General features: G+C 37.0%; 12 protein-coding genes. 1 reads left to right on the forward strand and 11 read right to left on the reverse strand.

What is annotated here, in order from left to right; genetic code table 11:
- The first annotated feature begins 22 nt into the window (after positions 1–22).
- Positions 23–1339 (forward strand): adenosylhomocysteinase, encoded by a 1317-nt coding sequence (ahcY, locus tag ABH942_RS03515; RefSeq protein WP_370029604.1) that lies wholly within the window; start codon positions 23–25, stop codon positions 1337–1339.
- A 91-nt stretch (positions 1340–1430) separates the two neighbouring features.
- On the opposite strand, the gene ABH942_RS03520 is transcribed toward ahcY, so the two are convergent.
- From ABH942_RS03520 to ABH942_RS03570, 11 genes are all read right to left on the reverse strand, one after another.
- Positions 1431–2087: a hypothetical protein gene (locus ABH942_RS03520; RefSeq protein ID WP_370029605.1), complete on the reverse strand. Its 657-nt coding sequence runs from the start codon at positions 2085–2087 to the stop codon at positions 1431–1433.
- Between the two features lies 1 nt (position 2088).
- Positions 2089–3630, reverse strand: a complete 1542-nt coding sequence (locus ABH942_RS03525) for a hypothetical protein (RefSeq protein WP_370029606.1) — start codon at positions 3628–3630, stop codon at positions 2089–2091.
- On the reverse strand, positions 3614–4507 hold the full coding sequence (locus ABH942_RS03530) for a hypothetical protein (RefSeq protein ID WP_370029607.1): 894 nt from the start codon (positions 4505–4507) through the stop codon (positions 3614–3616). Before ABH942_RS03530 ends, ABH942_RS03525 begins: the two co-directional genes overlap by 17 nt.
- A gap of 42 nt (positions 4508–4549) precedes the next feature.
- A complete protein-coding gene (locus ABH942_RS03535) occupies positions 4550–5167 on the reverse strand; it encodes a hypothetical protein (protein WP_370029608.1) in 618 nt (205 codons plus the stop codon).
- Positions 5152–6663, reverse strand: a complete 1512-nt coding sequence (locus tag ABH942_RS03540) for a hypothetical protein (RefSeq protein ID WP_370029609.1) — start codon at positions 6661–6663, stop codon at positions 5152–5154. Before ABH942_RS03540 ends, ABH942_RS03535 begins: the two co-directional genes overlap by 16 nt.
- Before the next feature lie 14 nt (positions 6664–6677).
- Positions 6678–7268: a hypothetical protein gene (locus ABH942_RS03545; RefSeq protein ID WP_370029610.1), complete on the reverse strand. Its 591-nt coding sequence runs from the start codon at positions 7266–7268 to the stop codon at positions 6678–6680.
- Positions 7219–8805, reverse strand: coding sequence for a PAAR-like protein (locus ABH942_RS03550; protein WP_370029611.1), 1587 nt, complete (start codon positions 8803–8805; stop codon positions 7219–7221). Before ABH942_RS03550 ends, ABH942_RS03545 begins: the two co-directional genes overlap by 50 nt.
- Positions 8806–8826: 21 nt before the next feature.
- On the reverse strand, positions 8827–10662 hold the full coding sequence (locus ABH942_RS03555) for a type VI secretion system Vgr family protein (RefSeq protein WP_370029612.1): 1836 nt from the start codon (positions 10660–10662) through the stop codon (positions 8827–8829).
- Positions 10663–10839: 177 nt separating this feature from the next.
- Complete coding sequence (locus ABH942_RS03560; protein ID WP_370029613.1) at positions 10840–11754, reverse strand: hypothetical protein; 915 nt, start codon at positions 11752–11754, stop codon at positions 10840–10842.
- Complete coding sequence (locus ABH942_RS03565; protein WP_370029614.1) at positions 11732–13147, reverse strand: DUF4280 domain-containing protein; 1416 nt, start codon at positions 13145–13147, stop codon at positions 11732–11734. The genes ABH942_RS03560 and ABH942_RS03565 overlap by 23 nt, the downstream gene beginning before the upstream one ends.
- 21 nt (positions 13148–13168) lie before the next feature.
- Positions 13169–13918, reverse strand: coding sequence for a hypothetical protein (locus ABH942_RS03570; RefSeq protein ID WP_370029615.1), 750 nt, complete (start codon positions 13916–13918; stop codon positions 13169–13171).
- Positions 13919–13921: the final 3 nt, after the last annotated feature.

Genomic DNA, 13921 nt, shown 5'->3' on the forward strand with positions numbered 1-13921 from the left:
TAATACAAATATATACAAATAGATGAGTACAACGACATTACCTTTTGTGGCTTACAAAGTGAAAGATATTTCTCTTGCGGCTTGGGGAAGAAAAGAGATTGAATTAGCTGAAGCTGAAATGCCAGGTTTAATGGCACTTCGCAGAGAATATAAAGACGAACAGCCTTTAAAAGGTGCTCGAATTGCAGGTTGTCTTCACATGACTATCCAGACAGCTGTGTTGATTGAAACATTGATTGCTCTTGGTGCTGAAGTAACTTGGTCATCATGTAACATTTTCTCTACGCAAGATCAGGCTGCTGCTGCAATTGCTGCTGCAGGAATCCAGGTTTATGCTTGGAAAGGGTTGAACGAAGAAGAATTTGACTGGTGTATCGAGCAAACTTTGTTCTTTGGTGAAGATAGAAAGCCATTGAACATGATCTTGGATGACGGTGGTGATTTGACTAATATGGTTATTGACCGTTACCCTGAATTAGTTGCTGACATCAAAGGTCTTTCTGAAGAAACCACTACAGGAGTTCACAGACTTTATGAAAGAATGAAAAACGGAACATTGCCTATGCCTGCAATCAACGTGAATGATTCTGTTACTAAATCTAAATTCGACAACAAATACGGCTGTAAAGAATCTGCTGTTGATGCGATTCGTCGTGCAACTGACTTGATGTTGGCCGGAAAAAGAGTTGTAGTTTGTGGTTATGGTGACGTTGGAAAAGGAACTGCTGCTTCTTTCAGAGGTGCTGGTTCTATCGTAACTGTTACTGAAATCGATCCAATCTGTGCATTGCAAGCCGCTATGGACGGATATGAAGTTAAAAAATTGGATACTGTTGTTGCTAATGCTGATATCATCATCACTACAACAGGAAACAAAGATATCGTAGTGGGTAAACACTTCGAGAAAATGAAAGATAAAACTGTTGTTTGTAACATTGGTCACTTTGACAACGAAATTGACATGGCTTGGTTGAACAAAAACCACGGTGCGTCAAAAATCGAAATCAAGCCTCAGGTAGACAAATATACTATCAACGGAAAAGATATCATCATCTTGGCTGAAGGACGTCTTGTAAACTTAGGATGTGCTACAGGCCACCCAAGTTTTGTAATGAGTAACTCTTTCACAAACCAGACTTTGGCTCAAATTGAATTATGGAAAAACAGTGCTGCCTACAAAAATGAAGTATACATGCTTCCTAAGCACTTAGATGAAAAAGTAGCTGCCCTTCACTTGGCAAAACTAGGTGTTGAGTTGGAAACTTTGAACAACGAACAAGCTGCTTATATTGGAGTTGAAGTTGAAGGTCCGTTTAAGCCGGAATATTACAGATATTAATCTATTTTTGATTTAGGATTCTTGATTTGAGATTTCTGAAAATAGATTTGAGATAAAAAAACCTCGCTTTTCGGCGAGGTTTTTATTTTTATCAGAGCTTGGCAAATTTGCCGTCGTGGGTAATCTTATATTTGAGGTATTGGGCAAAAGTGACGCCTTCTTCGTCTGATTTAAAATCTTTAAGATGGATAATCTTGTCTGAATCGATGTAGAAATATCTTGATGATTGTCCTAAGTCGCTTCCATTAAGATAGGATATAGGCAATTTGTCGATCACTTTTCCGTCTTTGATACTCAACAATACGTTCTGAGTTTGACTTTCAGGATATTCGCAGGTTTTGCAGTCTATTTTTCCTTCATATAGCACAGATACTATTTTGTAGTTTTTGCCGTCAAAAACCTGTGCGCTTTTTAATTCTATTTTTGATTTTTTATTCTTCACCTCTCCAGAAGGAATGAAATCTTTGGCTACAAAAGTTTTTGCTTCCGGATAATCAATTTTGAAAGTACTTCTGGCAGGATTATCCTTGTCCTGAAACAAAAACAGGCCCAATTTGTTGTAGAGTGAATCTTGCAGATAATTATCTTTTGTCCAATCTGCAGGGAATTCATGAAGCACATCTTTATCTCCATAAGGCAGGCTTACTTTAGAAGATTCGCTTATTCCTCTAACCGTATTTACCTGACTGATACTTTTACTACAAGAAAGAGTGGCTAGAAAAACGAGTATGGGAACTATTTTTTTCATCCTATTGGTATATGTTATGAATCGAGTTGCTGTCAAAATCTCCGGAATGCAAATGGTCATTATGGTCTGTCGCATACCTATGTGCATTTCGTAACCAGGCTTGCTGTGTCGTTCCGGCAATTACCTGTGCAAAATTCCAATCTACAAAGGCATTTAATAAATTCTGTTCGTTTTGTCGATTGGCCAGATAACTCGTGTCAACACTATCTCCATTTGGATGTGCTAAACTCGGGTAGCTAGTCGCATCACCAAAACACATTCCTGTTGAGTTTACGCCTGCTAATCCGTATTGTGATAAAACGCCCACAAATGCAGCGAAACAATCTGGATTACAGAATCGTCGTTGCGTATTGGAAAATCCATAAGCTATAACGCTACCATTTACAGTAACATTTAGTGTGTCCGGCATTCTGACCAAAGGCACATTAGTTCCTGAAGCCGCATAGCGGACAATTCTCAAGGCGCCTGGAAAAGCTCTGGCAGTTCGATCATTCCTGTGATTTCCTGTTGTTACAATAGCATTTGCAAAAATATGGTTGGTTTGGGCCGCTCCACCTGCAGGAGCATTTTCTGTACGGAGCGCTCCCGGAGGCACAGCTCCAAGCTGTTGTCCGTTATTCCTTCCCATGACAGATGTTTTGTCGCAGGTAGCAATAAATACTTCATTGCCATAAATATCGTAATGATAATAAGTAACTTGTGTAGAACTTGGATTTTCCAGCTTGCTGATTTTCCTTCTGACCGTACCATTCATAGGAAGAAAATTATAAGTTCCGTCTGTATAGGTATTTCTGTTGTTTGCCGCTCCAGATAAAACTCTCGCATAAATTTCATAAAAGTTCCTATTCCCTACCCTAAATCTTCCTTGCGCATCACTATTCAGGAAAATACCGGCTTCTTTAACTTCTTCAGTACTATCAGGGCCGTAGGCACACGCTTCATTATCTGTTCTTTCCACCACTACTTCCAAATTGGCCGTGTGTGATGCCGCAGCCGCTATATTGGTTGCCCAGGTATTGAAATCGGTTCGTAAGGATGGTCTAAGCTGTAGTTTTATGATCGCTTTATTTTCATGATCGGCCAAGTTCGTATAATGATCGTGCGTTCCAGTTGGATTTTCTGTTGTCCCTTTATTGTTCAAGGCATCAAAATTACCAACAACAGCGGTCATTTTTCTTCTGACTTCAAAATTCTGGGTTGCCGGATTAAACCACATTAGATTTAGAGTTTCCGTACTTCCGGTTAATGTATTATCTGCTGGTCTGACAACGGCATCTATAGACAAGGTTGCCATATTTTCCGTTTCGATAATCAGATAAACGGTCTTACCCAAAACAGAATCATAGGGCGTGTTTTGTCCGCCTTCTTGTTGTGCATGAAGGGAATCTATACGGGTAAACGCCACATTCGCTCCTTGTTGGGTAACGGTCTTTTTTGCAAAATAAACGCGAGTTATCTTTTGCAGGCTATCATCTGGTGTAACTGGCGAATACGGCGGATTCAGCGTTACTGTTTGTCCTGTATCATCAATTGTTATCGGCATCGTTTAATTCATTTAATTGATAGCTTATTGTTTTTTTATAATTGTCACCGAGTGAAAATTCAATCTCGATACTTGCTTTTTTAACTGCTCCGGTATTCATGTTGAAAATAAAACTGCCCTCATATTTATCAAGCATAGGTTTGTCTTTTTCGGAATCAAATGAGATTTCTTTCTTTTTTATTGATTTAAAAATCATGTCGTTGTAAAATGGTGCAATCATTTTTCCTCTTACTCCAACTTCAAGTTCCCGTTCTTTTAATTTTATTTTTTTTACCCGGGCTTCCTCCCCAATATTAACGACAGCATTTTCTACAAAATTTAAATATCTTACACTTCTTTTTTTAATTGATAAAGGTGTATATCTGTCATAAAACGGATTCAGAAACAGGCCATGCTGTCTGTAATTTTTTATATCTAAAAGAATTCTTCTATCGTTGCTATAAAAATCCCTAAGGTATTGAAACATTTCTTCCACTTTTGGCCCAACATTGCTTTTGGCTAGTTTTTCTATTTTTTCTTCCAGCCTTTTTTGAATCTGATGTTGGTTTACCAGTTTATTGATGTTTAAATGTCCATCTGTTTCTAAAATTATATCATCATTTACCTCAGCAATTCGTCCTAAAAAATCTTTTTCTGTCAAAGAAACGGTTCTGTTTTTATACTCAATATCAAAGACTTCCAATTGGACTACATACGTTTCAAAATCTCTTTTTAATATCGTTGAATGTATCGTTTTCTTAACCTCACTTTTCAAAACAGTGCCGTTTTCTGTTGTTGTTTCAAGCATCGAAAATTCATAAAACTGCAAATGTTCTTCCAGATACAAGCTGATATCTAATTCTTTTATGCCGTCAACTGAATCGGTAATATTTCGCATACTAAGACTTTTGCTTTTGAATTATATTGAAATTTAAATCGATTACTGCCACTTCATTTTAACACCTTTCTTTTTGTTGGCTATGCATTCTTCAATTGTATAGTTTACCGGACAATCGAAACAATCTTTATTTGTAAAAACATAGCTGTCATTTAATGTAATCGTATCTTTAATTTTAATTTTCTTTTCACTTTGACATATAGAGTTGGCTGGAAGTGATTCATAATCATTTTCACCAATTTTTATATCTTTTGATCCATAGCTGTAAGTAAGCAATCTGACAATATAATCTTTATTCACTTCCATTTCATACGCCTTGGACGATGAAGTACTTGAATATTTAATAATCGTATTATTCCCATTCGTTACAATTTTGTCAATTGCAAAATCCTGTTCTAATAAGGACTGATTGTTTATCATTCTATTGGAGACCGGAACTTTAATTTTTATGTTTCCAATTTTGCTATTGCTTATCGTATAACATGCCTTGCAATTGTAGGTTGTTGGTTGAGTAATTTTGCCAATAACCTTATTGCTTTCATAGACCAAAGTCGAATCTGCAACAGGACTATTTTTCTCTGTTACACTGTGATTTTGGGCTTTACATGAAAGCAAAACCATACAAGTAATTAATAAGCTGGTTGTTATCTTCTTACGCATTCGGTGTCATATTTAAAAAATTCTTTAGTCCATTTTGTATAATTTTTCCTTTCCGCCAAATTATTTTCACCTCCATTTATCGCTACCGTAACTAATCTTATATTTTCATCCCCAAGTCCTTTATCCATTTCAGCCAGAGTCGTTGGTTTGTATACGGTTGAAAACCATCCTGCCGAATTAAAAGCATGGAATAGCTCTTGAGATATTTTTTTCGCAAACGTTTTTAGTCCATCATAAAAAGCGGTATCTAATCCTGCAGTAGTTGCAGCCGGTCTCTTTGCAACACATTCGCCAACGCCTTCATAACCGCTTCTTGTGGCGATATACGTATCATAAAAAGTTGTTGTATTGATATAATCATAATAGGCCAGATAATTGTAATCGTGCGTTATTTGTTTCATACCTCTACCCTGAAAATCCACTCCTCCTTTATAATTGTCCGGCACAGAAGATCTACTTTCATAAGTGTAGGTAAAACTTATTGTTTCCAAATACATCTGTCCTAAAAAGTGAATTTTTCTTTTGCAGGTATTGATGTCAAATTTTTTAAACATGGTATTCATTTCATTGACAAATAATTGAATCTTATCTCTATTGTCTGAAATCTTACCGGTTGAAATTGAAATTTCTGCTATTTTTTCACTTCCGCTATTAAAGAAATGATCTCTCTTGCTGACATAATTTTGTTTGTCTCTAAGATGATAAATCAGGTCTATCATTTCATCAACAGTAATATCTCTATTGCAATAACATGGTGTTCCTGAAACTTCAAATTGTTCCTGTTGTTTATTTAAAAATTCATGTGTTTCGTCAGGAAATTTTATTTCATCTGTGGTTTCCGTTACTTCTCCTTTTAAATATACAAAAGCATTTTTACCGGTTCTCTTATCAAATTTTTCTACCAGCTTTTTTAAATCAGCATCCGCTTTTGGACGTAAAGTAATTTCCTGTTCGTATTCGCTTTTATCTTTTGTAATAGAAAATTCAACTTTGTCTTTTTCCTGATCTCCAATAAGGAATTTGACCGGAGCATCATAAACTGCTTCAGGGTTTGCTAATTTGTTTTCATTGATCTGAACGGTCAATTTTGCTTTATCTCCATGGCAATTTGCTACAATATAAACCTTTTTGCCAATCGTCGCTTTTGGGATTTTCACCATTTCAAATCCATCTTCTTCCTGTTCTTCCCAAGTTAATTTTATTTGATCATTTGGCTTTAAAGCAGCCGTATGATCAGGATCGGCTGCCAGATTCCGAACGGTCTTTTTTTCAGCTTTAAATGTATCTGTATATTTCTTTTTTACATCGGCAATTTTTCCGCCACTCTTTACGGTATAGGTTTCTTCCTTTGGCGTCCATTTGAATTTTTTCTTTTTTTCGGCAAAATAAATGGCAATAACATCCACCAAATGATCTACAACGTGTGGCGTATCATATACTTTTTGATTCGGATTTGCTGAATACGATTCGTTATTTTGTTCTTCACTTTGTGCCATTGCAATTTGGTTTTTTAGTTGAAGTCACTTCCTTTTTTATAGTGGGATTTAATTTTCTTTATGAGTTCCGTCCTTATTTTAGGATTCAAATCACTCATGGATTTATTTAAATCTGCATTCAAAACACAGTCATCTTCTTCCGTGCATTTAAAAGGAATGTGATACAAATACTTTTTGTCGTTATATAAAATAATATAAGATAGCTTTTTCTCTGAGTCTGAATTACTGCAATAGGAGAACGGAATAAAAACAACCTTGGCTCCTTTTAAGCTATAAAACCAAATATTTTTTTCGCTAAAAGCAATCATTTCCATTTGGTAATCAGGATCATCAAATTGCATATTTAAAGAATGCTTTTTGTTTTTTAAACTTACATCAATCATTGTTTTATGTCCATCAAAAGGAGGCTCGTCAGGATTGCATAATGCATTTACGTTTACTGTCAGCTTGTTCGTTCCATTGCAGTCTTTCCATTCTTTTGAAATTGAAATCGAATCAACTTGCACAACCTGTGATACAACTTCATTTGGAAAAAAAGCAATTAGGAATAAAAAACTAAGTAACGCTTTCACTCTTAAGCTCTCTATAATAGATTGGTAATTCATAATCGTCATCGGTTATTGTATATTCGGTTGGATAAACACTTGAATTTCTTGCACTGTAGGCACTAACTTTAACGGCATCTCCCTGATTTCCGCCCAATCCAAATAAATGGGTTCCTTCTTTATTTTTTGCTACGGCAAAAGTGACGTGCTTTTTATTGTTTACTACACATATCGAGCCTAAAGCTAATTTGCCGCCATTAGTGGTTTTAGCCCAAACCGGATCATCAAAATGGTCTGGCAGCGTGACTGTTTTTCCATCTTTTACAACTTTCTTATTTCTATATCTTGTATTGGTATGTCCATAGCTGTAAGCTCCGGGATCACATTGAGCTGAAAAATTGTTTTGGGTTAAACACCAGCCAACAAATGAAGCACACCATGCATTGGTAATCGTGGCACAGCCAGAAGGCTTGTGTTCTCGATTTACCTGATGGTAATCGTTAATTATAGTATTACAATGAGTAGCTTCTGTTACTCCTTTTTCCATTTCCTTTCTGGCTGTTGTTAGCCAGGCTTGCTCTTTGTTTTTTATTTTGAAATATTTGCCCTCTTCTTTTAAGAAGGCATTTTTAGTACCTGAACCACTATCAACGCCCATATATTCTACCTCTGGTTCTGAGCAATTTACTTCTACATAAACCAACGCTTCCTTGCCTGCATCACTGTCAATGAGTTTTGCCAGATCAAACGACAAGTCATCCGGTTTTTGGTTTAGCATTAATTTCAAAATGCCTTTGTCTTTAAAGCTGTCTTTATTTGATAATGTAGTATCCGACGCTAATTTTCCTACCTCAACTTCAAATTCATTTTTAGCCGTTACATTTTTATAATTCTCAGGTTTTGTAATGGCATCAATGTCTTTTAAGTCAATAAAACTTATTGCGGTATCTACATCTGAAAGTACTTTTCTGACGCCGCTTTTTATTTTTACTTTTAATTTTTTTCCTGCTAATCCGACGGTTTCAATAACCAATGCAACACCATAACTTAATCCGCGTTCTTCAACTTTTGTTAAATTGAAAGTGGTAATATTTTTTTCCGTTTTTAGTTCAAATTTTGCGAAATAGGCATTTATAATTAGTGGAGATGGCTTGATTGCGATGCTATCAACATTGGGTATCGGGCTTGCTACAGCCGTATTGAAATCAGGATTGCAGGTTATGGTCGATTCTTTGACTAAAACTTTCTGTTCCTGTACCGTTGTCGTTCCCAATTTTTCCCACGGACTTAATTTTATGACACTCATGCAAGGTGGCGGCTGCATGTTTTTTGCAGGCCATTTGGGATGACCGCAGGTTCCTTTAAATTGAAGGTTGACCATATTGTTACCATCGCCTTGTGTGGCCCATAACTTATCCTGGATATTCAACTCGTTCGAAGTAACTTTCAACTCGCCCAACTGCTGTGCATATTCACATTTTAGCTTGGCACCATGCATGACTACTTCTCGCTTTTCTGAAGGAGAATCTCCGGAATCTTTTTCTTTTCGTTCCGCTCTTTTCTTTTCGAGTTGAGCCTTGTGTTGTTCTGTAGCCATAACTTATACTATAAAACAAGATTATCCTTTACTAACTTTCACATCTTTACCGCCCTGGATTACCGTTAGCGTGGTTCCTCTCAACTTTAAATCGCCTTTAGAAGTCTGTATATCTGAATTTCCTGTAATCTGCCTGTAGCTTTCTCCAACATTATCGGTCTTATCGTTTTTAACCGTAACATTTTTATTCTCGGAAGATTGAACATAATTTTTCCCGATGGTTTCTGTCTTATTACTACCAATGGAGATATTTTCGTTGGCTCCTATTGTGGTTGCCATGTTTTCTCCAACATTGATATCCAGATTTTTACCTACGGTTATCTTCATGTTATTTGGTGCATTGACATCAATATTTCCTTTCCCATCCATGAGCCATGTATTGCCGCTCGGATCTTCAATAAACACGCTTCCGGCCGCATCGTCCATGATAATTTTTGTTCCGGAACGGGTCTGGATTACTTTTTTATCATTGCCAGATGTACTGTATCCGCTGGAAGCACTTCCGTTGTACATCGCACCCAGCACAAAAGGTTTTTCAGCATTGCCGCCTTCAAAGGCAACCAATACTTCTTCCCCAACTTCAGGTACAAAATAAAACCCTTTACCGCCGCCGGAATGCGAATTGACCATTCGTATCCAAGGCGTACTTTTTCCGCCATCTTTCTGCCAGGCAAAGGCAACCTGAACACGTCCAAGTCCGGCAGGATCAGCATTAGAAGTTACTGTTGCCGGTTGTGATTCTGCCGTTGGAAAACTGTGAACGTTTCCATAAGGCGGGGCAACAACTGTGTCCGGCACAGCATCAAAAGTATTATGATAGGTACCTGATTCATCACATACGTGCATGATATCGGTAATGATATAATTTCCAAAATTTTGCTCCTGAAGCCCGTCAAGGATATTTCCTGTCAAGGAAAAAGCAGGTTCTTTAATTGAGATTACGTCTCCAATACGAAGTCCTGTTTCATCAGAATCGCCTTTGGCCGTAACCATATCTGCGGTTCGTGATTGGAGTTGGGTGGTAACCCTGTCGATGAGATGTGTTCTGGAATTTCCTTCTTCAAGGGAATGCGAATACAACATTGTGGAGCTGTTTGTAAACAGTTTTTTTGACGATTCAAAAATTGTTTTTGAGTAGCCATCTTCCGGTTGGTAATTTACTTCCATAGAACTGGCTTTCTGGGTTTCACCATTTGACGGATCATAGCCCAGATATTCGAACCCTAACGATTTTGCCCTCATTTCAATATTGAACGAATGCAGGCTTCTTCCGTATTCCAGTGTAAAGTTTTTTGATTTTGGCTTGCCGAACTGAAGCTCTTCTCCATTAAAAAAGAACCATTGTCCTTTCTTTTGTGCCATTCTGCGCAAGAATGAGAAATCGCTTTCTGCATACTGAACGGTATAAGGCAGTGCCGTATCTTTTGGAATTTCAATTGTAGGTTTCAGACTGTCTTCGGAATAGTCTTTCAATACTTCCTTGGCAATTCCTGACAAGGTCTGATCATTAAAAGAGCGGGTGTTTGGCGGCCCTTCCAATAAAATAGTAGGACTGTATCCATTGATAATAATCCCGCCTGAAGCGCCTGAAGTCCTTACCATTTGGGCTTCAGTGATGATTCCGTTAAACACTAACGGAGAACTTGTCATCATGTTTGAGGGCTTGATGTTGATGACGACTGATTGTCCAACATATTTTTGTGCCTTGTCTATTGCCTGCCCTACAAATTCTTTTGGCAATGGCTGCAAAATAGAAAAATGATGGTGTGCATGCACCTTCTGGTTGATGACAAGTTTAGAAAAGCGGGTCAGGTTTTCTCCCCCAATCTGTATCTGAATCTGAGTGCTGATCGACATAGCATTAGATTTTAATGGTTAATAGATTTCGAGGGGGGAAGTATGTTGAAATATGTGTATGAATTTACTGTTTTTATGGCTTAGAATTAATTGATTTAACATTTTATTAAGAAAAAATATTCCTGTAACATTCTGATTATAAATCCTTAACATTATTCAGGCAAAAGCCATCCATTTTTAAAAAAACTTCGTAAAATCGCTGTCCGCTTTTGGTTTTTGGCTTACTGTTTTTTTGTGCAATTTGGACTGGTATTTTACAAAACTGTATTCTTTTGCTGTGGAATACTGCTCCCATTTGACTATAACAGAATCAGAAAGCGTCTTTTTGTTTTGGTATAATTCTGATTCTATAGAAGACCTGTCGTTTGTTTCTGAGATGTCGTATTTAAAATATTTTTGATTGGCCTTGGCTTTTATCTTCTTGTAATTTTCTCCTTCTGCTTTTAAGAAATTGCCTTGTTTATCATATGAAAAATTTACTTTTCGCTGGAAGAATTGCGAATCGGTTTGATAGTTCCTGTTTTTGACAGCAACTTCCAATATCTTAAATCCTTTGTCTGATTTTGCCTTTGCCTGTCCCCAATTTTTGTTTAACGGCTCAAATAGTGGCTTATAATCGCCTAATCCATCTTTTGTCAAGGCTGCTATTTCAAGAATCGAATTTTCTTGCAGTACTTTTTGCATCAGAAATTTATAATAGGCTTCATTAACCTTATACGTATCATCGTTAACAACTACATTATTTTTTTCAAATCTGACTTTTACGGTTTCTTCAGGTTGAGTGTCTTCTTTATAGTAAAACTCAATCGCATTTGGATTTTCAGAAGGTTTTTTAAAGGTATATCGGTATTGTTTTTCAATACGTTTTGCATCATCTTGTGCCGCCTTATAAATAACTACCGTATCATTATTTTTAGGGAAAATGCCATAAAAATTATCGGTTGTTTTTTCTCCATTTTCAACAGTAATCTGCTGCACCCATGTAATAGTATAGTTTTCTGCGGCCATTTTTGAGACACAGAAAGATAAAAGCAACGTACTAAGAGATAGGATTGCCGTGGTGATGACCTTATTTTTTAACTTCAGTTGCATTGGTTAATCTTGTTGGGGTTAGTTTCCAGAAAACACTTTTTCCGGCAGTTATGGTTCCGGAAATTCCATTTGGTGCTTTGACGCCTGTATCATAATAAAAACTGCCGCTCGTCCAGTTGGTCTTATCAGTGAAATCAGAAGCCGGAATAGCATATCTTATTCTGTCGGCAACTTCTACTTCCTGGAACAACGGCTTACCATCTTTTCCTTTTTCTTGTTTGCCGTCTTTTCCTATAACAGGTTTTTTGACTTTCTTTTTAGTATGCTCATGGGTTCCTTTATCTGTTTTGGCATCATGGTTCTCGTTGTCCTTATATCTGGTAGAAGTTCCATTGGCTTTCAAAAATTCATCATAGACATCTTTTGGAATTTCGACGAATTTATATTCGTCAAATTTATTCTGTCCTAATTTATTGTACGGATTGGTTTCAGAATTCCCCCAAGCTAAAAAGTCAGTTCCATCCCAAAACTCAGCTCCTTTTGTCAAATCGTCTTTACCTTGCAATACATAAAAAAGTGCTTGTCGGGTCAGTTTTGATTTGTTGTCTTTTTTGGTTTGCGACATTTCTGTTTTATTTGGAACAGAAGAATATCCTGTCGAAAGCAATTTTTTCCAGGTTGTGCCTGTATTTTTCGCCCTATTGAAGCTGGCATAAGCGATGCATTTTAATTCCTTCAGGTCTGCATCGCCTGCTTCGTGATTGACAATGTATGCAACATAGCAAAAATCCGAATGGGTAATATTTTTTCCGTTTTCTTTCAGCAGTTCAGGACTTTTAAACACTTCTACCGGTTTTCCTTTAGAATCGTTTTTAGTTTCTTTTCCGGAACAAACATAGACATCGTTAACGCTTCCTTTGTATTCTTTTTTGTCTGCCTTTCCTTCAAAAGTCCCGTCTGTATTATAGAAATGTCCGTTAATCAGAACTTCTTCCTCTTGCGGTACAGGTGCGGCAACTGCGGCAACCTCAGCCGGTGCGCTTCTTTGTCCGCTATCTGTAATTTCTATGGTGCTTCCGCCATAATTACACGGAATCGTGCTTTTTTTCAACAACGGGAATTGATCCTGAACTTTAAGCGTGCCTACATCTTTCCAGTCTCCCAATTGCATTACTGAGGCACATGGGGCGGCACTATTAGGGCTTTTCATACAGGTTCCCATAAAAATCAGACTCCGCATGTCTTTTTCAACAACTGTGGCTGTCAATTTATCCTGAGTTGTAGGCGTGTCAAAATTAACCTTCAGGATTCCCTGAGGATTGGTGCAAAGCGTACACTGCGTTTTTGCCATATCAATGACAAGCTTCAAATCTTCAGAGACTTTATCTTCTTTTTCGCGCTCTTCCCGCTTTTCGGCTATTTCTTTTTTATTATTTTCTTTGACATCTTCCATGGCTGCATATTTTGTGCTTTTCTAACCTAAAAAAAGCGTGGCGTATTTGACAGATTGCATATCGTCTTCAATTTCAATCAAAGCTTCCTGCAATTGGTAATCTGTATATAGCAATTCGCCTTCGTATTTATTCAGGTTATCCGAGCTGCCTTTTATTTTATATTTAATCCCATCTTTCTTTTCCGGATGGATCTGCTCTTCAGCTTTACAGTTTTTAAAATCATCGACTATTTTTTTCCTTACGATTGGCATTTCCCATAAAAGATAATTACCAAAAAGGCCATGAAAATAAAGCCCAAACATTTTATAGCTTGACAAAAATTCAACCAGCCTGGTTTCATCATTCAGAATTCTGGAGATCTGGCTAAAATAGTTCTGTATAAAGTTTCCTTCATATTCTACTGCAAGCTTGCTGCTTGTTTTATCCCATCTGGAACTCAGTTCTTTTATATTAAAAACACGGACAATTTTTCCCGTATAATCAACTCCTGCTTCAATTTCGTCAAAGGCGTATCCTATTTGCTTTATCAAATATTCATCGGCTACAGCTACATTGCTTTTTATTGAAATTTTAGCTGTAAAAATCTGGTAGATATCCAAATATCCTTCTCTTCCAATTGGCATGATCTGCACGTCTCTGATATACGATTTCTGTACTGGACTTCTCTTATTCGAAAAATCGTCTACGATTGTTTCAAACCGATAGCTATATCGTGCTCCAACCTTAGGCTCGAGATGGTATTCTTTTAATCCGTGAACTATAGAAATCATTCT

The organism is Flavobacterium sp. 28YEA47A (assembly GCF_041262125.1).
In the GTDB taxonomy this organism is placed as follows: Bacteria; Bacteroidota; Bacteroidia; order Flavobacteriales; family Flavobacteriaceae; genus Flavobacterium.

Bases quoted from the DNA above. Each gene is read 5' to 3' on its own strand.
- ahcY (WP_370029604.1), top strand. From the start codon at position 23: ATGAGTACAACGACATTACCTTTTGTGGCTTACAAAGTGAAAGATATT.
- ABH942_RS03520 (WP_370029605.1), bottom strand. From the start codon at position 2,087: ATGAAAAAAATAGTTCCCATACTCGTTTTTCTAGCCACTCTTTCTTGT.
- ABH942_RS03525 (WP_370029606.1), bottom strand. From the start codon at position 3,630: ATGCCGATAACAATTGATGATACAGGACAAACAGTAACGCTGAATCCG.
- ABH942_RS03530 (WP_370029607.1), bottom strand. From the start codon at position 4,507: ATGCGAAATATTACCGATTCAGTTGACGGCATAAAAGAATTAGATATC.
- ABH942_RS03535 (WP_370029608.1), bottom strand. From the start codon at position 5,167: ATGCGTAAGAAGATAACAACCAGCTTATTAATTACTTGTATGGTTTTG.
- ABH942_RS03540 (WP_370029609.1), bottom strand. From the start codon at position 6,663: ATGGCACAAAGTGAAGAACAAAATAACGAATCGTATTCAGCAAATCCG.
- ABH942_RS03545 (WP_370029610.1), bottom strand. From the start codon at position 7,268: ATGAATTACCAATCTATTATAGAGAGCTTAAGAGTGAAAGCGTTACTT.
- ABH942_RS03550 (WP_370029611.1), bottom strand. From the start codon at position 8,805: ATGGCTACAGAACAACACAAGGCTCAACTCGAAAAGAAAAGAGCGGAA.
- ABH942_RS03555 (WP_370029612.1), bottom strand. From the start codon at position 10,662: ATGTCGATCAGCACTCAGATTCAGATACAGATTGGGGGAGAAAACCTG.
- ABH942_RS03560 (WP_370029613.1), bottom strand. From the start codon at position 11,754: ATGCAACTGAAGTTAAAAAATAAGGTCATCACCACGGCAATCCTATCT.
- ABH942_RS03565 (WP_370029614.1), bottom strand. From the start codon at position 13,147: ATGGAAGATGTCAAAGAAAATAATAAAAAAGAAATAGCCGAAAAGCGG.
- ABH942_RS03570 (WP_370029615.1), bottom strand. From the start codon at position 13,918: ATGATTTCTATAGTTCACGGATTAAAAGAATACCATCTCGAGCCTAAG.